Here is a 19,083-nt window from a genome sequence, read left to right as displayed (position 1 = left end):
TTGACCGGATTCAGGGGCCAATCGGGCCTCCGTTTCTCCGGTCAATTCGCTGCCTTGGCCGCCTTGGCGGCGGCCTTCGCCTCCTGCTTGTGCGCCCGTACCTTCGCGAGGGACTCCGGCCCGGTGATGTCGGCGGCGGACCGGTACGCCCCGGCGTCCCCGTAGTCCCCGGCGGCCTCGCGCCAGCCCTTGGGCCGTACGCCGAGCCGCTTGCCCAGCAGCGCCAGGAAGATCTTGGCCTTCTGCTCGCCGAAGCCCGGCAGCTCCTTCAGCCGCCGCAGCAGCTCGGCGCCGGTCCCGACGCCGGTCCACACCGCGGCCGCGTCCCCGTCGTAGTGCTCGACCAGGTACGCGCACAGCTGCTGCACGCGCTTCGCCATCGCCGCCGGGTAGCGGTGGACGGCCGGTTTCTCGGACAACAGGGCCGCGAAGGCGTCCGGGTCGTGGGCGGCGATCGCGTGCGCGTCCAGGTCGTCCGCCCCCATCCGCCGGGCGATCGTGTAGGGGCCGGTGAACGCCCACTCCATCGGTACCTGCTGGTCCAGCAGCATGCCGACGAGGGCGGCCAGGGGGCTGCGACCGAGCAGGGCGTCGGCCTCCGGCTGCTGGGCGAGGCGCATCGTGATGTCCATGGCTCCAGCGTCCCGCGCGCCCGTGCTCCGCGCGCGGGGGACGCACCGCGCGCCTAGCGTGGGAGGGATGACCGGTGGGGGACCCGGTGAGGGACCGCAGACTTCAGGAGTCGATGGCGATGACCGATTTCCCGGAAGGCGCGCCGTGTTGGGTGGACGCGATGTTCACCGACGTGGAGGGTGCCAAGAGCTTCTACGGCGCAGTGCTCGGCTGGACCTTCGGCGACGCCTCCAGCGAGTACGGCAACTACACGCAGGCCTACGCCGACGGCAAGGCGGTGGCGGCCGTGGTCCCGCCGATGCCGGGGCAGGAGGGGACCTCGCAGTGGTGCCTCTACTTCGCCTCGCCCGACGCGGCCGCGACCGCGTCGAAGATCAAGTCGGCGGGCGGCGAGGTCCTGATGGAGCCGATGCAGGTCGGCACCTTCGGCACGATGGCGATCGCCAAGGAACCGAGCGGCGCGGTCTTCGGCGTCTGGCAGCCCGGGGAGCACAAGGGCTTCGAGAAGGTGGCCGAGCCGGGCGCGTACTGCTGGGCCGAGGTCTTCACCCGGGACGCGGCCGCGGCGGACGCCTTCCTGCCGGAGGTCTTCCCCTACACCTCGCACCAGGTCGACCTGGGTGACGGCCCGGAGGCCGAGGGCATGGACTTCAAGGTCTTCGGCCTGGGCGGCCCGGACAATCCGGTGCTGGGCCGGATGACGATGGGCTCCGAGTTCCCGCCGGAGATCCCGTCCTACGTCCAGGTCTACTTCACGGTCCCGGACTGCGACGCGGCGGTCGCCAGGACCACCGAGCTCGGCGGGACGCTGCACTTCGGGCCGATGGACAGCCCCTTCGGCCGCTTCGCGGCGGTCACCGACCCGCAGGGCGCGGCCCTCGCCCTGATCGACGTCACGACCACGGTGGGCGAGATGCCGAAGCTGGGCTGAGGGCGCCGCTCCGCCGGGGCGCCGGGACCGCTCAGCGCGCCGGCGGGGCCGCTTCGAGGGCCGCCTTGAGGTTGCGCAGGGTGGTGCGGATGTTGCGCCGCTGGAAGTCGGCGAAGGTGTGCCCGCGGGTCGCCACCCGGTCGAAGGCGTTGGCCACGGCGTCGGGCCAGGACCGGCGGTCGTCGGTCCAGGTCTCCGTCACCCGGGTCCCGCCCTCGGCCGCCTCGAAGCGGTACTCCCAGGTGGCGATGGGTCCGGGCAGGCGCGGTCGCTTGTAGCCGATGGAGTGGACCCGGAACCGGAAGAGCCGGTCCTGGTCGGCGGCCGTGACCGTGCAGCGCGTGGTCCAGCGGAAGGCGCCGCGCTTGTTGTGGCCGTCGAAGGCCATGCCGACGTACGCGCCCTCGCGGCGCCCGTCGCGCAGGGTCGCCCCCAGGTTCTCCGGGCTCCAGCTCCCCATGGCGACGGGGTCGGAGACCCGCAGGTAGGCGGTGGCCGGGCTGACGTCGATGAGGATGCTGTCGGACACGCTGAAGGTGCGGGGCATGGCACTCCGATCTCGTCTCTCGGCGGCTCACGCTACCGCCGTTGCTACCCATCGGTAACCGTTGGCGAGGGGTATTTCCCGTCGGAGTCGCCCGAAACCAGGGATAGTTAGGTAAGCCTTGCCTTATTAGTTTTAAGGTGGGGTCATGAAGAGGATCATCCGCGCACTGACCGCCGCGGCGGCCGGTCTGGCGCTCTCGGCCCCCGCCGCCCTCGCGGCGCCCGCCCCGGTCGCGCGTCTCGAACTCCCCGCCCCCACCGGCACGTCGGCCGTGGGCCGCGACACGCTCCACCTCGTGGACCACGACCGCAAGGACCCCTGGGTGCCCGCGGCCGACCGGGAGTTACTGCTCTCGCTCTACTACCCGGCGCTCGCCCGCACCGGAACTCCCGCCCCCTACATGGCCGTTCCCGAGGCGAAGGCGCTGCTGACCGACCGCGGGCGGCTCGGTGAGCACGTCACCCCCGAGCGCCTCGCCGCGACCCGCACGCACGCCCGGTCCGGCGCGCTCCCGCGGCCCGCCGCGCAGCGCTACCCGCTGATCGTGCTCTCCCCCGGCTTCACCATGCCGCGCGCGACGCTGAGCACCCTGGCGGAGGACCTGGCCAGCCGCGGGTACGTCGTGGCCGCGGTGGACCACGCCTACGAATCGGACGGCACGCTCTTCCCCGGCGGACGGCTGCTGCCCTGCACGGCCTGTGGACAGGTCTTCCCCGACGGGTCCCTGCGCCGGGTCTCCGACGGCCGGGCCCGCGACGTCTCCTTCGTCCTGGACCGGCTCACCGGCCCGCGGGCCGCCTGGCGCCACTCCGCACTGATCGACCCCCGGCGCATCGGCATGGCCGGGCACTCCATCGGCGGGGCCGCGGCCTCGGCGACCATGGCCGCCGACCCGCGCGTGGACGCCGGGGTCAACATGGACGGCACCTTCTTCACGCCGGTGCCCGAGGGCGGCCTCGGCGGCCGGCCCTTCCTGATGCTGGCCGAGGACCCGGCCCTGGTGCCGCCGGACCTGCCCGACACCTCCTGGGAGGACACCTGGCCCCGCCTGGACGGCTGGAAGCGCTGGCTGACGGTCACGGGCGCGGGGCACCCGGGCTTCACCGACTGGCCGGTGCTCGGCGACCAGGTGGGCTACGACCACCCGGAGACCCCGCTCTCGGGCACCCGCTCCCAGCAGATCACGCGGGCCTACGTCGGTGACTTCTTCGACCTCCACCTGCGCGGCGTCCCGGCCCCCCGCCTGGACGGCCCGACGGCCACCGACCCCGAGGTCGTCTTCCACCGCCGCTGAGCCGGGGGTCCGCCCCCGTCCCGCCCGTCCCGCCGATCCGAGGAGCGCACGTACATGTCGAAGTCCCCCGAACGCAGCGCCGCCGCCGCTTCCGACGGCAGCGGCGGCCACGGCCTGAGCGGTGTGGCCATGACCCTGCTGACCCCCCTCTACGGCCGCGCCCACGCCGCCGAACTCCTGCCGGGCACCGCGTTCCGCGACCCGGCGGCCGCCTCCCTGCTGGCGGCGACCGGCTACCGCGACCCCGAGGTGCTGACCGACCGGGGCAACGCGGCCGGTTCGGTCCACCGGGCCATCGTCTTCGACGAACTGACCGCCGCCTTCTGCCGGGAACACCCCGACGCGGTGGTCGTCCAGGCGGGCATCGGCCTGGACACCCGGGCCGAGCGCCTCGCGGGGGCCCTGCCGCCCACCGTCACCTGGCTCGGCGTCGACGTGCCGGACGTCGTCGAGCTGCGGGCCGCGCTCATGCCGGCCGACCGCACCCGGGTCTTCGCCGGATCGATCACCGAACCGGACTGGGCCCGGCGGTTGTCGCCCCTGGTCGGGGAGGGGCGCCGGGTACTGGTCCTGACCGAGGGCGTGCTGATGTACCTGGACCCGGCCGGTCTGCGCGCGTTCCTGCTCTCCTGCCGGGCCGCCTTCCCCGCCGCCGAGCTGGTGGCGGACTACTTCCACCCGAAGGTCGCGCTCAGCGGGCGGCACCCGATCGTCAAGGCGACGGGGGCGCGGTTCCGCTCCGGCGCCCGGGGCGGTCGCGGACTCGCCGCCGTGGTCCCGGGCTGGGAGCGGGTGAGCGACCACCGGGTGATGGAACGGATCAGCCTCGGCCACCGGGCGGCCGCCGGAACGTTTCGGCTGCTGACCCTCGGCGCACCGCTCTACGCCGTGGCCCGGCTGCGCGCCGTGGCGCCGTAGCGGCGTACGGGCGGGTCAGGTCCCCAGGTTCGGCGCCGTCAGGGCGCCGAACCAGACGTGCGTGACCGCGCTGACGTAGCGCGCCCCGCAGCGGTCGGAAGGGACCACCAGCTGGCTGCCCACCGCGTCGAGGTCCACCCCGTCCATGCGGGTGGCCAGCAGGACCGGGCTGGCGCCGAAGTCGGCGTCCAGCTCGGCCCAGGCCAGGACCGTGTGGTGGCCGTCCCCGCCGCTGATCGCGAGCAGGAAGCGCGAGCGGTCCTTGCGGCGCCGGGCGTCGAAGGCCGGGCCCGCGTCCGCCACCACCTCGCGCAGCAGCGGGCCCTCGAACACGTGGTGCTGCGGGCCGTTGGTGGCGCAGTCGAAGGTCACCTCGGCCCGGTGCGCCGGCCAGCCCCGAAGGTCCGCGACGCCGAGGACCGCCGGGTGGTCCAGGTCTCCGTGCAGCATGAGTTTGGCCATGGGGTCGTTCTGCCCGGTGGCAGCCCCGGAAGAACTCATCTGCCAGGCTCATCTCACGATGTGAGTGGCATCTGTGTGAGAACTACTCGGTTATGCCTCGCATCTTCTGCCAGACGACGTCCCGGGTGGCGGGCAGTTCGGTGAACCGCACGCCCGTCGCGTCCCGCAGCGCGTTCGCGAAGGCGGGGGCCACCGGGTTGAAGGGGCTCTCGGACATGGACTTGGCCCCCAGCGGGCCGATCGCGTCCGAGGTCTCCATGAAGTGGACCTCGGTGCGCGGGACGTCCGCGTACTGAGGGAGGCGGTAGCGCCGGAACGCGGCCGTGGTGACCTCACCGCGCTCGTCCACCCGGACCGTCTCGAAGAGCGTGGCGCCGAGCGCCTGCGCCACACCGCCCTCGACCTGGCCGCGGCACTGCATCGGGTTCATGACCTTGCCCGCGTCGGCCGCGTGGACGCTGCGCAGGATCCTCATCTCGCCCGTGTCCGGATCCACCGCGAGGCGGAACCACTGGGCGTTGAAGGCCACCGAGCGCGGGGAGCCGCCCCAGTGGCCGTCCGCCGAGATCTCCGCCAGCGCGCCCTTGTCGTGCGCGGCCTCGTACAGCTCCTTGAGGGTGACGACGCGGCCCGCGCAGTCGAAGGCCTCGGCCCCGAGCGTGCACAGGTGCCGGGCGACGCCGGTGTGCCGGGCCGCGAAGGTCAGCAGCCGCTCCGCGAGCGACTGGGCCGCCAGCATCACGGCCTTGCCCGCCACCACCGTGCCCGCCGAGCCGAAGGCGCCGGTGTCGTGGCGCACGACGTCCGTGTCCGACTGGCGGACCGCGATCCGGTCGACCGTGGTGTTCAGCGCGCCCGCGGTGATCTGCTTGTGCACGGTCGTGGTGCCGTTGCCGAACTCGGCCGTGCCCACCGCGATGTCGTACGTCCCGTCGGACAGCAGGCCGACCGTGGCGTCGGCGTAGTGGCCGCCCGGCGGGCCGGTCGCGATCATCGCGACCGCCGCGCCCGTCCCGGTCAGCCAGCCCGGCGGCACGTCCTCGTGGCTGCGGTCCTCGGCGACGGCCTTGCGGACGACGTCCATGCACTGCTTCATCCCGTAGGAGGCGATGAAGAGGTCCTCCTCGTGGCCGATCGGGGTGACCATGTGGTCGCCGGGGCCGATGACGTTCTTCTCGCGCAGTGCGAGCGGGTCCATGCCGAGCCGGATCGCGAGCTCGTCCATGACCGATTCGAGGGCGAAGAGGACCTGGCCGAGGCCGTAGCCGCGGAAGGCGCCCGCCGGGACCCCGTTGGTGTAGACGGAGTACGCCTCGACCTGCTTGTTCGGCGCCTTGTAGACGGCGAAGGACTCGCCGACGCTGTGGAACATCACCGCCGGGCCGTGGTTGCCGTAGGCCCCGGTGTTGGAGACGACGCGGATGCGCAGCGCGGTGAGCGTGCCGTCGGCCTTGGCCCCGATCTTGATGGTGGTCTTGAAGGGATGGCGGGTGGTGGCGCCGTAGAACTGCTCGGCCCGGGTGAACTCGAGCTTCACCGGGCGCCGCAGTTTCAGGGCGGCGAGGACCACGATGTCCTCGGTGAGCATCTCCTGCTTGCCGCCGAACCCGCCTCCCACGCGGCCCGCGACGACGCGGACCTCGTCCTCGCCGAGGTCGTAGAGGGCGCACAGGGCCCGCCGGGTCAGGAACGGCGCCTGGGTGGAGGAGCGGACGGTGACGCGCTCGCCGTCGCCGTCCTCCTTGGGCTCGAAGTAGGCGACGCTGCCGTGGGTCTCCAGGCTCGCGTGCTGCACCCGCTGGGTCCGGAACGTCTCCTCGTACACGACGTCCGCCTGCGCGTACCCCAGTTCCATGTCGCCCAGGGTGTTGTGGACCTCGCCGCACACGTTGTTCTCGGCGCGGAAGATGCCCGACTCGGGGCCCTTGGGGTGCAGCACGGGGGCGCCGGGGAGCATGGCCTCCTCCGGGTCGATCACGTACGGCAGTTCCTCGTACGTGACGATCACGCGCCGGCAGCCCTCCTCGGCGGCCTGCTCGCTGTCGGCGACGACCGCCGCCACCCGCTGGCCGACGAAGCGCACCACGTCGTCCAGGACCCGGGTGTCCATCGGATCCTCGGTGGGGTGCTCGTGCCGGGCGGAGGAGTACAGCCGGTCGGGGGCGTCGTGATGGGTGAGGACCGCGTGCACGCCCGGCACCCGGAGCGCGTCGCGGGTGTCGATGGAGACGATCCGGGCGTGCGGGTGCGGGGAGCGCAGCAGCTTCATGTGCAGCAGCCCGGGCACCTCGACGTCGAAGGTGTAGCGGGCGGTGCCGGTGACGACCTGGGGGCCGGCGGGGGCGCCCAGGGACTTGCCGACGGCCTGCCCCGCCCCGGGGGACTCGGTGTGCTTGACCCCGCGCACCGCGTCCTCGATGGCCCGGTAGCCCGTGCAGCGGCAGATGTTGCCCTTGAAGGCGCGCGGCAGGTCGTCGAGCTTGCCGTCGTCGGCGGGCGTGCCGCGCTCGGCTTCGAGGGCGGTGGTGGTCATCAGGAACCCGGCCGTGCAGAAACCGCACTGGAAGCCCTGGGCGTCGAGGAAGCGCTGCTGCGTCGGGTGGAGCTCGCCGTCCGGCCGGGCCAGCCCCTCGACGGTGGTGACGGAGCGGCCCTCGGCGCGGACGGCCGGGTAGAGGCAGCTGTGCACCGGGCGCCCGTCGACGTGGACGGTGCAGGCTCCGCAGTCGCCCTGGTCGCACCCCTTCTTCACGCCGAACCAGCCCTGGTCGCGCAGGTAGGTGCGCAGGCACTGGCCGGGGCGGGGCGCGACCTCGCAGCGGCGCCGGTTGATGTCGATCTCGAAGCTCATCGGGGTACCTCCGGGAGGTCGCCGCGGGTGCGGGCGGGAGTGCCGGCGCCGGGGCCGGTGCGGTCGCGGTCGCGGTCGCGGGGATCGGGGGAGAGCTCGCGGCGTACCTCCTCGGCGAGGCGCAGGCCCATGTGGTGGCGCCAGGCGGGGAGCCCGTGGATGTCGTCGAACCAGTCGGCCTCCGCCACCTGGGCCTCGATCGCGGCGCGCAGTTCGGCGGCGGTGGGCGGCAGCGGGAACCAGAAGCGGAAGGGGCGCACGGTCGCGGCGGTGATCGTGACGGCGAGCGAGCCGTCCCGGGGGTCGCTGACGCCGATGACCAGGGCCGCGGAGCGCCCGAGCCCGTACAGCGAGGCCTGCCGGAAGGCGGTGCGGCTCTCCAGCGCGCGGGCGGGGAGGGTGACGGAGCGCAGCAGTTCGCCCTCGCGCAGGTCCTTGCGGCCGGCGCCGGTGACGAAGTCGGCGACGGGGATCCGGCGCACCGCGCCGTCCTGGCCCCGGAGCAGGCACACGCCGTCCAGCGCGGCGGTGAGGGAGATCATCGGGCCCGCGGGCAGGCCGTTGCAGAGGTTGCCGCCGACGGTCGCCATGTTCCAGATCTTGAAGGAGGCGAGGAAGGCGCGGCAGCACTGCTCGATGAGCGGGGCGGCGGTGGCGGGCAGGGTTCGGCCGAAGCGCGACAGCTCGGCGATCGTGCAGGTCGCGGCGATGTCGAGGGACCCGTCCGGGTTCCGGGACAGGGGCGCCCACCCCATGCGCGAGAGGTCGATCAGGCGGCGGATGTGCGGCTGGGGCTCGGAGAAGAGGTACGTGCCGCCGCCGAGGTAGGCGTCGCCGGGCCGCCAGGGCTCGCGGCGCCGCGGGTCGCGCACGTCGACCACCGTGTTGAGGTCCAAGGTCGGCCACCAGCCCCTTCTCCACCCCTGCGTCGCGCGTCCGGCGCGCGGTTGGTCCGCAGGTTTCCAGCCAGTGAAGCAACGGCGCGGGGGGCGGGACGACTGGTCACGGGCACGGAAACGTACGGACCCGGCAGGCCTTGCCCTGGATAATCAACCAAGAGGACTATGAGGCACTTGCCCTGGCATTTACTATGAGTGCCCCTGTATTTGCCTGGCGAATGTGGGCTGCCACCCGCCCTACGGAGTCCCACCTGCCGCAAGGAGTCCCGCCGTGCACGTCCTCGACCTGCTCCAGTCCGAAAACCTCGGCCTCACCCTGCTCTGGGGCGAGGACGCCCTTCTCGGCCAGGAGGTCAGCGGGGTCACCGCCACCGACCTGGAGGACCCGGGCCGCTTCCTGGGCCCCGGGGAGCTGGTGCTCAGCGGACTGGTCTGGTGGGCGCGGGACGACCCCGAGAAGGCCGACCGGTTCGTCGCCGCGCTCGCGGACGCCGGGGCCACCGCCCTGCTCGCCGGGGAGGAGACCCACGGCCGGGTCCCGGACGAGCTGGTCGCCGCCTGCCGGGCCCGCCGCGTGCCGATCGTCGCCGTGCCCGCGCGCACCAGCTTCCGGGCCGTGACGGAGGCGGTGTACCTGCGCCAGTGGGGGGACCTCAGCCGCCGCCCGACCCGGCTCTTCGCGCTGCCGGAGAACGTGCGCAGCGAGCTGAGCGGCCTGCTGGAACGGGGCGCCGGACCGGCCGAACTCCTCGACCGGGCCTGCGCGCACCTGGGCCGGGTGCCCTGCTACCTACTGACCGCGAGCGGGCGCACGATCGCCCGTACGCCGTCCGCGCCCGCCCTCCCGGCGCAGCGCGGGGCGGACGCGGTGGGCGGCGCCGCGCCGCGCCGGGAGGGCGGGGTCTCGCTGAACATCGAGGCCGAGGGCACGCCCTACGACGCCTGGCGGCTGCACCTGCCGGACGCGGACGCGGCGCCGCCGCGGGTGCTGCACGAGATCGCCGAGGTGCTCGCCCAGTACCGCGACGGCCAGGCGCGGCGGGTCGCGGCGGAGCGGGCCGCGGCCGAGGACCTGGTCGCGCTGGTGGAGGGGGCGGCGAGCGCCGACCCCGGGGCGCTGGAGGACGCGCTGGTCGCGGCCGGGCTGCCCGCGCGCGGCCCGTACCGGGTGCTCGTGGCCACCTCCGGGGACGCCTTGGCCGAGGCGCTGCGGCACCTGGGCGCGGCGGCGGCGGTCGGCGGTGCGGTCGCCGTGCTCCACGAGGACGACCCCGACGTCGACCTGGGCGCGGAGCTGCGCGCGCTGTGGCCGCTGCTCCAGCGCTGCCGTCCGGAGGACGAGCTGCGCGTGGGCGTCGGCGCGGTGGCGCGGGGCACGGAGGAGCTGCGGGCCTCGCTGAACCAGGCCCGGTTCGCGCTGACCGCGGCCGGGGACGGGGCCGCGGTCCGGGTGATCGACCAACTGGACACCCTGGCCGCGCTGCTGGCGGGCGTACCGGCCGAGGTCAGGGCGGTCTTCGGGGCGCGGACGCTGGGGGCGCTCGGGGAGGGGATGCTGCGGGAGACGCTGGAGGTGTTCCTCGCGCACAACTGCTCCTGGACGCGCACGGCCGAGGCGCTGCACCTCCACGTCAACACGGTGCACTACCGCATCGAAAGGGTGGAGGCGCTGACCGGTCGGGACCTGTCCCGGCTGGACCACAAGCTGGACCTGTACGCGGCCCTGCACTGCGCGTAGGTCAGGTCGCCGGCAGGTCGACGTGCACGTTCGTGGACTTCACCCGGGCCGTGACGGTCACCCCGACCTCGATGCCCAGCTCCTCGACCGACTCCCGGGTGACCACGGACACCAGGCGGTGCGGGCCGGACTGGATCTCCACCTGGGCCGCCACGTCGTCCACGCGCAGGCCCGTGACGATCCCGGCGAAGGAGTTGCGGACCGAGGTGGCCACCCCGCTGTCGGGCACCTGGTGCAGCCCGGCCGCGCGGTCCTTGGCGAAGACGGCGAGCGCCACCCCGTCGATCACCCGGGCCCCGGAAGCGGAACCGGAAGCGGGCAGGCGGCCGCTGTCCGCCCAGCGGCGGACGGTCTCCGAGCTGACGCCCAGCAGGTTCGCGGCCTGCCCGATCGAGTACGACGGCACGCCCGCACTGTAGCGGGCGGCCCGGCACGCACTGTTCGAGGGCCCGGAAAATCCACGGTGGTTCGAGGTGTTTTTGTCGACCTGTGGACTGGCGTAATACCTGCTGTCGTGGATACCGAAACTGTGTTCAAGCAGCCGCCCGATCATGCTAATTCGAATAACTGAACCACAGCGGCGCCGCTCAAGGCCGTGGTACTGTCGAATCAGTTGCAGTTGTGGTTCCCAAAAGACGACAAGCGCTTCCGACCTGGTGTTCTCCCGGCGGACGCGCTTTTTGTTTCCGGTGCTTTCCGGGTACGGGGCAATCATCGCGGCGATGCGGGGCTCGCACAGTGCGGCCCCCGGAACTGCCCCCGTTTGAAGGAGAAGTGGCATGGCTACTGGCACCGTGAAGTGGTTCAACTCTGAAAAGGGCTTCGGCTTCATCGCGCAGGACGGCGGCGGCGCCGACGTCTTCGCCCACTACTCGAACATCGCTTCCCAGGGCTTCCGCGAGCTCCAGGAAGGCCAGAAGGTCACCTTCGACGTGACGCAGGGTCCGAAGGGCCCGCAGGCGGAGAACATCGTCGGCGCCTGATCGCCGAGGCGAATTCGCCGGGGCCCGCACCTTGGGTGCGGGCCCCGGTTCGTTTATCTCCGTCCGTCTCCGCGCCGCGTCGCCCCAGGAGGGCCTTCACCACCCGCGTCACCAGCAGGACCCCTGACCGGAATTGCCGGGCGGGGGCGCTTCCGGCCCGAGGAGGTACCACCATGCGTCTTGTGATCGCCCGTTTCCCCTTCGACCTGAGCAAGGGCGAAGTGGAGGCGTCCATGAAGGGCGTCGCACCCCAGCCGATCACCGTCGCCTCCGTGGCCTCGGTGACCATCGGCCGCCGGACGTACCCGGTCAAGCAGGTCGGTCAGGTCATCACCCGCCAGGACCCGCGCGACTTCACGGCCAACGAAGTGGTCAGGGCGCTGACCCGGCTCGGCTTCACGTGTCAGCCCGCACTCGCCCCGGAGGAGCCGACGCCCCCCTCCGGCGACGGCGTCAACCTCTGGTAACCGCCCTCCCCGGCCGGGACCCGGTGGAGTGGGCGGCCTCCTGCCCGACACCGCCGACGCCGAAGGGCCCCGCAGCAGGCTGCGGGGCCCTTCGACGCGTCGCCCGGTTCAGTTCCCCTGGACCGGCAGGGACCAGCTGATGCCGCCCAACGACGACAGCCGGATGCTCGACAGCTCTTCCACGACCTGCTCCCCGGGCACCCGCCCCCGGGTCTTCACCAGGTGCGCGAGGACCGACAGCAGGTGGTCGGGCTCCAGGAACCGGGCCACCAGGCCCTGCGCGGCCAGTGCCTCCTGGACTCCCGGCCGCCGCCCCCGGACCACGACCAGCGTGCGCTCCTCCCGGACGTCCGCGACCATTCCGGCGGTGAGGTCCGCCACCGGCACCCGGACGGTCACCGCCACGCCCGCGGCCCCGGCGCTCCACTGCGCGACGTAGAACGACCCGTCGACCATCGCGTCGGTGACCTCCAGGCCCAGGCACACGGCGAGCTTGCCGAGCCGCTCCAGGTACGCGGCGGCCCCGTTGGCCTTTTCCAGGTCCTCCGACACGTCGTCGAAGATCTGGCCCTCGCCGTCGGGGATCGGCACGTCGGCCCACTCGCGGGCGATCCGCTCGCGGTGCGCCTGCTCCTGGGCCAGTCGGCTGTCGATGATCCGCCGGGCGTCGGTGCGTTCGGTGTCGCTCAGGCCCTCCTTCAGCGGGCCCATGTCCACCAGCAGGGACGGCGGGTCGGGCTGCTGCTCTTCGGGCAGGTCCGCCAGCTTCGCCAGCCGCTCGCGGTGCAGGCCCGTGATCCGCATCTTGGACACCTTCGCCAGCCACGCCGGCAGCCCGGACTCCACCTGCTGGGCGATCAGCTGCATCCGTGCCGAGTGGTCGACCCCGTCCTCGGTGAAGCTGATGTCCGCGGCGGCCCGGATGTAGCCGGCCATCTGTTCGCAGAGCTGCTCGACATCGGAGTAGAACAGCGACAGGGACGGTGCTTTGGACTGCCCCTTGTCCGGCTCCTCCTCCGACTTGATCGCTCCCGAGAAGCGCCGCTGCATCTCGCCGAACGGCACCCCGTGCAGCCACTCGTACGCCACCAGCGCCCGCAGCAGGGCGTTGACCTCGTCGGTGGCGGCGGCGTCCTCGTCGCTGGCCAGCAGGTCCTGGAGCTCCCGCGAGACCACCGGACGCCCGGCCTCGCGCAGCAGCCGTCCCGGCAGCGGGGCGCCCTCGGCGGCGACCCAGTCCGCGCAGTCCTGGCGCATCTGCTCCTGCTCGGCGCAGTACGTCAGGGTCATGGTGAGGACCGCGCCGTTCAGGGACGGCAGGTGGCGGTTGGTCCCTTCGGCCGGGAGCGACACCCAGGCCGTGACCTGCTTGATGGACCGGGCCCGGGAGGCGTGCCACAGCAGCTCTATCGTCCCGGCGCCGTTGCGGACGAGCCCGGCCAGCCGCTCCAGGTCGGGGGCGTCGTCCAGCTCCAGGCCGGACCGCCCGAGGGCCTGGCCCAGATCGGTGAGCTTCAGGCTCTTCGCCGCGCCGGGGCGGCTGTTCGCGCTCACCTCGTGGATCAGCTTGCGGCGCTGCAACTCCGCCAGGATCTCTTTGGGTTCGGGCAGCGGGGGGCGCTCCGGCTCGTAGCTGATCAGCAGGTTGTCGAGGATCACCTGGACCCGCGCCAGCCATTTGTTCTCGGCGAGCTTCCGGTTGTCCTGGCAGAGCACCTGGAGCACCAGGCCGCTGATCGACTCCAGGTCGCGGTACTGCGACCGGACGAAATCGGACCGGTGCTCGTTGCGCACGAACTTCTTGAACACCCCCTCGACCGTGGCCAGCTCCTTGATCTCGATGCTGCTCGACCCGTCGACGTTCTGCAGCTCCAGGTCGGAGGGGACGAGGATGTAGAACTGGCCGCGCTCGGCCACCGTCTTGCCCCGACGGCCCGCCCGACCGCCCTTGTTGTCCAGGTCCGCGGGCAGCAGCAGCTGCCGGGTGCGTTGCGGACCGGCGCCCGACAGGCCGGAGATGCTGGTCGCGACGACGGTGTCGGCGGGGAGGTTCAGGCCCACGGCGAGGGTGTCGGTGGCCACCAGTACACGCAGCAGTCCGTCCTCGGCCCGGAACTCCTCCTCCAGCAGCCGGCGCATCGGGGGCGCGAGCGCCGCCGAGTGCGCGGCCACGCCCGTGCGCAGGCCGCGGATCACCAGCTCGTAGCCGGGGATGTCGGAGGTCAGGAGCCGGTCGTACAGGTTGCCCTCCTGGCCGCGGAGGGCGGACTCCGCGCTGTTGTACCGGCCGTTGGCCCAGGGCGAGCCGTTCCTGGGCCGGTGGAAGGCCGCGTCCAGGACCTGTCGGATGCCGGCCGCCAGCTGGTCGGCGGCCGTCCGGGTCGGGACGAAGCAGATGATCCGGCGCTTGTCGTCCTGCTGGAGGATGCTGACGACGAGGGTGGCGGCGAGCTCGGCCGTGGACAGCTTGCGCTGGAGGCCGTTGAGGCCCTTGGACAGAGCCTGGGAGTACCGGCTGCGCAGGGCGGGCAGCCGGTGCTGCTCCCGCACCGGTTCCGGGGGCGTCCGACTGCCGGGCGTGACCATGCTCAGCAAGTGGGCGTCGTGCTGGACCAGCCACGCCCCCTGGTCCACGACGTAGGTGTCGAGGGGGACGGGCCGCTCGTTGCTGCTCGGGGTGAAGGTGGTGCGTTGGTCGCCCAGCCACCGCTTCAGCGTCTCGCCCGCCTCGGGGCTGAGGGCGGCCGACAGGCCGAGCAGGGCCGGCCGGTCACCGGGCCGCAGTTTGATCAGGGTGAGCAGCGCCTCCAGCTTGGCCGCGCGGGCGCTGGTCTCGGACAGCATCTGGAGCTCGTCGACGACCACGAGGCGGGTGCGGTCCAGCGGGCGCATCCCGTTGACCAGGTACACGCCGAGCTTCTCGTAGATCGCCACGGCGACCTTGTAGTGGCCGTTGCCCACCGGCCGGTCGCTCGCGGGGTAGTCCCGGGACACCCCGTACACCTGGCCCTGGAGCCGCTCCAGCGCCTCGTGGCCGCCGAGCCAGCTCTGCCACTCGGCCTCCTCCTGCGCCACCAGTGCCTTGATCGGCAGCAGCATCATGGCCGACTCGTCGTTGTTGAGGGCCATCGTCATGCCGACGCGGGCGATGGTGGTCTTGCCGCTGTTGGTCACCGCGTACACCAGGGCCACGCCGCGATCATCGATGATCTTCCGGCAGACCTGGAGCAGGTCCTGCTGGAACCGGTTGAGCCCGTCCCAAGGACCCAGCCGCTGCTCCCACACCGCCAGAATCGCCTCACGGAGATCGGGGCGCTGGGACCTGGGCAGCAGCTCGCCGTACCCGCCGACGGCGGGCAGGCGCTCGTCGCGGGCACGGGCGGGCGCGGTGGCGTGCGGCTCGCCGGCCTTCCCCGTGGCGCGGGCCCCGGGACCGGTCGGGGTCCGGGGCGGGATGACGGCGGTGACGGTCACTTCTTCGGGGGCGGGCACCGGCGGGGCGCCGGGGACGGCGGGCGTGCCCAGACCGTGCTTGGCCACGAGCCGTTTGATGTCCTGGTTGTGCCGGACACGGTCGTCCGCGCCCAGGTACAGGACGATCTTCCGCCAGTCCCAGGGGACCGCGCCCTGCTCGGCGCGGGCGCGCACGCGGAACCAGAAGTCCTTCGGGCTCTTGGTGTCGATGGGGATCTCGGAGTCCGGATATCCGAGATCCATGAGGATCCGTAGCCACTCGGCGTGGTCGAATGCCGAGCAGAGGCGACCGGAGAGCGTCTTCCAGTCCTCGGGCGAGATGTCCCAGGGGCCGGCCGCGTCGCCGTTCAGGTTCGGTTCGGGCAGGTGGGAAAGCGTCACTGCGTCTCCTTGGCCTCAGGAGGTACGGGTCAGGACGATCAGGTCGGTACTGATGGATCGGCACACCCCGGCGCGGTTCACCACGTCCTGGGCGGCGACGTGCGCGGCGGCGACGAGCGCCTGGCGGTCCAACGGGTCGGGCAAGGAAGCGAGTTCCTCGTAGAAGGCGGCGGCGAAGAGCGTCGAGCAGTCCGCGTCGAGCCGGCCGCGGTGGGCGATCACCACGTCGGCCAGCTCCGTGAACCGCCCGGCGATCACGTCGCTGTCGCACGAGCGCAGGACCAGCGCCCGCAGGTGGTGGCCGTAGTGCTCGGTGGCCAGCTGGAGCGTGCGGGCGAGTTCGGCCGCGGGCAGGGTGTGGGGTTCGCCGTCCTGGTCCTCCAGCAGCAGCCCCTCCTCGGTGCCGTGGCAGGCCAGGTGCAGGATGTCGGGCAGCTCCCGCCGGATGCGGACGAGGTCCGCGGAGGTGGCCGCGGGGCCGGGGACGACCTGCAGGCGGTCGCGGGCCGCCTGCAGGATCTCGCGCAGCTCGGCGGCGGCCCGGACGGCCCCGCGCCGAGCCGGTTCGGAACCGAGCACCATGACCTTGGGCACTCCGGGGGCGGGCGCGGTGGCGGCGGCCTCCGGGCCCGGGCCGGGGGCCGCCGCGAACACCGGGTTGTACGGGCGCCTCTCCCGCGCCTCGGCCAGGATCCGGCGGCGGCCGTCGGCCATGACGCCCGTCGCGAGGCTCGCCGACACCGTCTCCCAGTACTCCCGGGGCGACTTCGGCGCGTACGGCATCGCGTCGGCCGGGTAACCGGCGGCCAGCAGCAGTACCTCGGCCGGTCCGGGGGCGTTGTAGACGGTGGCCAGTTCGACGATCTCTTCTCGAAGCAGCGGCTCGGGCCGGGCGCCGGCGCTGCTCCCGGTCACAGGGCCGCTTCCAGGCGCAGCGGACGGGGAAGGGCGCGGGTGTAGCGCCGCAGCAGGGGGATCTTGACGCCCGCGGTGACCGTGCACCCCAGGTCCGTGACGGAACCGGCGGGGGTGCGGACGACGAGGCGCAGTGCGTGGCAGCCGGTCAGCTCGGTGGCGACGGTCCGCCGGAACTCCCAGCCGGGCGTGGACCCGAGCAGCCCCAGGGCCTGGGCGAAGGGCTGGTGGGCGGTGAACTCCCGGCTCCGTCCGACCTCGCCCAGCGAGGCGTCGGCGCCGAGGAGGGAGAGCTGCGGGCCCAGCCGCCATCTCCGGGTGACCTGGACGGCGTCCGTCAGCCGCATCGGGTCCATGGAGTGGGCCACCGGCGGCGGGGTCTCGGGCTTGGCCGAGAGGTCCAGGGCCAGGTGGGCGAATTCGAGCCGGGGCCGCTGGGGCGTGGGGGCGAAGGTGAGGGAGAGGTGGACCAGGTAGTACTCGTACGTGCCGGCCTGGGCGGTGGCGAAGGCGGCCAGGTCGGGATCGTCGGCCAGTCGATCGTGCGTGAGGCGTTGGGCGAGGGGGCCGCCCAGTCGGACCCGGCCGCGCAGTGGCGCGGGAGCATCGGGATCCTGGCGGGCGTCGGTGTCTTCGTCGCCGCGTAAGGCGTCGTCGGGCAGGAGGACCAGATCCTGCTCGGGTAGTTGTAGGTCGTCGAATTCGATCATCCGTCACCTCTCGGGCAGTGCGAGCCACCGAGGAACCGGCCGGAAAGTATCAGGCGCGTCCCCCACGGCAGCCTGTGCATGCGGAAGGCTAGCGACTGCCGAGCCCCCGGAACCAGCGGGAACGACAACTTCCACCTGATACGTGATCGGGCCGCGTCCGGGCACCGCGAACCGGGGAACGCCGAAGGGCCCCGCAGCAAGCTGCGGGGCCCTTCGACGTATTGCCCGGTGAGAGCAATGGCGGAGGATACGAGATTCGAACTCGTGAGGGGTTGCCCCCAACACGCTTTCCAAGCGTGCGCCCTAGGCCACTAGGCGAATCCTCCGCGACGAACAATACAAGACGTTGGGGGGTGCTCGCGAACGTGATCGCCCGCGGAGGATCCGCGGAAGGTCCGGGCGGGGTCCGGCTCGATTCCGGGGGCCTCCATCGGCTAGGGTGGGGTCAGCCCCTCACGTGGCGCTATCTCACCCAACTCCCCCAGGGCCGGAAGGCAGCAAGGGTAAGTGGGCTCTGGCGGGTGCGTGGGGGGCGCTTTGCGTTCCGGGGCGGATGCCGTGCCGGCGCCGGAGTTCCGGGGCGCCCCGTGTTCCTCGTCTGCGTCGCGTTGTCGGCGGGCCCGGATAACCTCGTGAGTGTGTCGTCCCTTGCGCTGTACCGCCGCTATCGCCCCGAATCGTTCGCCGAGGTCATCGGGCAGGAGCATGTCACTGCCCCGCTGATGCAGGCCCTGCGCAACAACCGGGTCAATCACGCGTACCTGTTCAGCGGGCCGCGGGGGTGTGGCAAGACCACCAGCGCCCGCATCCTGGCGCGCTGCCTGAACTGTGAGCAGGGCCCCACGCCCACGCCCTGCGGGGAGTGCCAGTCCTGTCGCGACCTCGCGCGCAACGGGCCGGGTTCCATCGACGTCATCGAGATCGACGCCGCCTCCCACGGTGGCGTGGACGACGCCCGTGACCTGCGGGAGAAGGCCTTCTTCGGGCCGGCGGCGAGCCGCTACAAGATCTACATCATCGACGAGGCGCACATGGTTACCTCGGCGGGCTTCAACGCCCTGCTGAAGGTGGTCGAGGAGCCGCCGGAGCACCTCAAGTTCATCTTCGCGACGACCGAGCCCGAGAAGGTCATCGGGACGATCCGCTCGCGCACGCACCACTACCCCTTCCGGCTCGTGCCGCCCGGCACCCTGCGCGAGTACCTCGGCGAGGTCTGCGGCCGCGAGGGCGCCACCGTCGAGGACGGGGTGCTGCCGCTCGTGGTGCGCGCGGGCGCCGGTTCGGTGCGCGACTCGATGTCCGTCATGGACCAGCTGCTCGCGGGCGCCGCCTCCGACGGTGTGACGTACGCCATGGCCACCTCCCTGCTCGGCTACACCGACGGCTCGCTCCTCGACTCCGTCGTGGACGCCTTCGCCGCCGGGGACGGCGCCGCCGCCTTCGAGGTCGTGGACCGCGTGGTGGAGGGCGGCAACGACCCGCGCCGCTTCGTCGCCGACCTGCTGGAGCGGCTGCGCGACCTGGTGATCCTGGCCGCGGTGCCCGACGCCGGGGAGAAGGGGCTCATCGACGCCCCCGCCGACCTGGTGGAGCGGATGCAGGCCCAGGCCTCCGTGTTCGGGGCCGCCGAGCTGAGCCGCGCCGCCGACCTGGTCAACACCGGGCTGACGGAGATGCGGGGGGCGACCTCGCCCCGGCTCCAGCTGGAGCTGATCTGCGCCCGGGTGCTGCTGCCGGCCGCCTTCGACGACGAACGGTCCTTCCAGGCCCGGCTCGACCGGCTGGAGCGCGGCGGAGCCGCCTTCGCGGCCGCGGGCCTCGGCGCGGGGGCCGCCGTGGCCCCGCTGCCCGCCGCCGCGCCCGCCGCGCCCGTGTACGCC

Annotated in this window: 16 protein-coding genes, 1 tRNA gene and 1 other RNA gene; 8 read left to right on the top strand and 10 right to left on the bottom strand. The window is 72.8% G+C overall.

Going from position 1 to position 19,083, the window contains the following annotated elements; genetic code table 11:
* Positions 1-41: 41 nt before the first annotated feature.
* A complete protein-coding gene (locus tag ACFWAR_RS32950; protein WP_385785274.1) occupies positions 42-632 on the bottom strand; it encodes an HhH-GPD-type base excision DNA repair protein in 591 nt (196 codons plus the stop codon).
* A gap of 119 nt (positions 633-751) precedes the next feature.
* Between ACFWAR_RS32950 and ACFWAR_RS32945 the strand changes: the two genes are divergently transcribed.
* Positions 752-1,564 (top strand): VOC family protein, encoded by an 813-nt coding sequence (locus ACFWAR_RS32945; protein WP_385785271.1) that lies wholly within the window; start codon positions 752-754, stop codon positions 1,562-1,564.
* 31 nt (positions 1,565-1,595) lie between these two features.
* On the opposite strand, the gene ACFWAR_RS32940 is transcribed toward ACFWAR_RS32945, so the two are convergent.
* Positions 1,596-2,111, bottom strand: coding sequence for an SRPBCC family protein (locus ACFWAR_RS32940; protein WP_385785268.1), 516 nt, complete (start codon positions 2,109-2,111; stop codon positions 1,596-1,598).
* A gap of 145 nt (positions 2,112-2,256) precedes the next feature.
* Between ACFWAR_RS32940 and ACFWAR_RS32935 the strand changes: the two genes are divergently transcribed.
* Together ACFWAR_RS32935 and ACFWAR_RS32930 are read left to right on the top strand one after the other, a co-directional pair.
* On the top strand, positions 2,257-3,405 hold the full coding sequence (locus tag ACFWAR_RS32935; RefSeq protein WP_385785265.1) for an alpha/beta hydrolase family protein: 1,149 nt from the start codon (positions 2,257-2,259) through the stop codon (positions 3,403-3,405).
* Positions 3,406-3,459: 54 nt separating this feature from the next.
* Complete coding sequence (locus ACFWAR_RS32930) at positions 3,460-4,323, top strand: class I SAM-dependent methyltransferase (protein ID WP_385785262.1); 864 nt, start codon at positions 3,460-3,462, stop codon at positions 4,321-4,323.
* A 15-nt stretch (positions 4,324-4,338) separates the two neighbouring features.
* Here the strand turns inward: ACFWAR_RS32930 and ACFWAR_RS32925 are convergent, their stop codons facing one another.
* The 3 genes from ACFWAR_RS32925 to ACFWAR_RS32915 are packed head-to-tail and all read right to left on the bottom strand — an operon-like array spanning position 4,339 to position 8,532.
* Positions 4,339-4,824, bottom strand: coding sequence for a molybdopterin-dependent oxidoreductase (locus ACFWAR_RS32925; protein WP_385785259.1), 486 nt, complete (start codon positions 4,822-4,824; stop codon positions 4,339-4,341).
* 43 nt (positions 4,825-4,867) lie between these two features.
* Complete coding sequence (locus tag ACFWAR_RS32920; protein WP_385785256.1) at positions 4,868-7,636, bottom strand: molybdopterin-dependent oxidoreductase; 2,769 nt, start codon at positions 7,634-7,636, stop codon at positions 4,868-4,870.
* Positions 7,633-8,532, bottom strand: a complete 900-nt coding sequence (locus ACFWAR_RS32915) for an FAD binding domain-containing protein (protein ID WP_385785253.1) — start codon at positions 8,530-8,532, stop codon at positions 7,633-7,635. Before ACFWAR_RS32915 ends, ACFWAR_RS32920 begins: the two co-directional genes overlap by 4 nt.
* A 274-nt stretch (positions 8,533-8,806) precedes the next feature.
* On the opposite strand from ACFWAR_RS32915, the gene ACFWAR_RS32910 reads away from it, so the two are divergent.
* Complete coding sequence (locus ACFWAR_RS32910; RefSeq protein WP_385785250.1) at positions 8,807-10,273, top strand: PucR family transcriptional regulator ligand-binding domain-containing protein; 1,467 nt, start codon at positions 8,807-8,809, stop codon at positions 10,271-10,273.
* Between the two features lies 1 nt (position 10,274).
* Here the strand turns inward: ACFWAR_RS32910 and ACFWAR_RS32905 are convergent, their stop codons facing one another.
* Positions 10,275-10,679, bottom strand: a complete 405-nt coding sequence (locus tag ACFWAR_RS32905; protein WP_385785247.1) for a molybdopterin-binding protein — start codon at positions 10,677-10,679, stop codon at positions 10,275-10,277.
* A 373-nt stretch (positions 10,680-11,052) separates the two neighbouring features.
* Between ACFWAR_RS32905 and ACFWAR_RS32900 the strand changes: the two genes are divergently transcribed.
* The gene (locus tag ACFWAR_RS32900; protein ID WP_385785245.1) at positions 11,053-11,256 is read left to right on the top strand and encodes a cold-shock protein; all 204 of its coding nucleotides are present in this window, start codon (positions 11,053-11,055) and stop codon (positions 11,254-11,256) included.
* A 173-nt stretch (positions 11,257-11,429) separates the two neighbouring features.
* Positions 11,430-11,723: an SCO5918 family protein gene (locus ACFWAR_RS32895; RefSeq protein WP_385785242.1), complete on the top strand. Its 294-nt coding sequence runs from the start codon at positions 11,430-11,432 to the stop codon at positions 11,721-11,723.
* A 108-nt stretch (positions 11,724-11,831) separates the two neighbouring features.
* Here the strand turns inward: ACFWAR_RS32895 and ACFWAR_RS32890 are convergent, their stop codons facing one another.
* The 4 genes from ACFWAR_RS32890 to ACFWAR_RS32875 all read right to left on the bottom strand — a co-directional run bounded on the left by ACFWAR_RS32890 (position 11,832) and on the right by ACFWAR_RS32875 (position 17,529).
* Complete coding sequence (locus ACFWAR_RS32890) at positions 11,832-15,578, bottom strand: DEAD/DEAH box helicase (protein ID WP_385785239.1); 3,747 nt, start codon at positions 15,576-15,578, stop codon at positions 11,832-11,834.
* A gap of 15 nt (positions 15,579-15,593) precedes the next feature.
* Positions 15,594-16,493 (bottom strand): effector-associated domain EAD1-containing protein, encoded by a 900-nt coding sequence (locus ACFWAR_RS32885; protein WP_385785236.1) that lies wholly within the window; start codon positions 16,491-16,493, stop codon positions 15,594-15,596.
* Entirely contained in the window at positions 16,490-17,203 is a 714-nt protein-coding gene (locus ACFWAR_RS32880) for a hypothetical protein (RefSeq protein WP_385785233.1), read from the bottom strand. The genes ACFWAR_RS32885 and ACFWAR_RS32880 overlap by 4 nt, the downstream gene beginning before the upstream one ends.
* A gap of 238 nt (positions 17,204-17,441) precedes the next feature.
* A tRNA-Ser gene (locus ACFWAR_RS32875) sits at positions 17,442-17,529 on the bottom strand.
* A gap of 118 nt (positions 17,530-17,647) precedes the next feature.
* Here ACFWAR_RS32875 and ffs point away from each other — a divergent pair.
* Together ffs and ACFWAR_RS32865 are read left to right on the top strand one after the other, a co-directional pair.
* Positions 17,648-17,746, top strand: an RNA gene (ffs, locus tag ACFWAR_RS32870) — signal recognition particle sRNA small type.
* 95 nt (positions 17,747-17,841) lie between these two features.
* A partial coding sequence (locus ACFWAR_RS32865; RefSeq protein ID WP_385785232.1) for a DNA polymerase III subunit gamma and tau occupies positions 17,842-19,083 on the top strand: 1,242 nt, incomplete at its 3' end.

It is taken from the genome of Streptomyces sp. NPDC059917 (assembly GCF_042730635.1).
Classification (GTDB): Bacteria; Actinomycetota; Actinomycetes; order Streptomycetales; family Streptomycetaceae; genus Streptomyces.
Note: the sequence above shows the minus strand (reverse complement) of the source record. Positions and strands in the feature narration are given on the sequence as shown.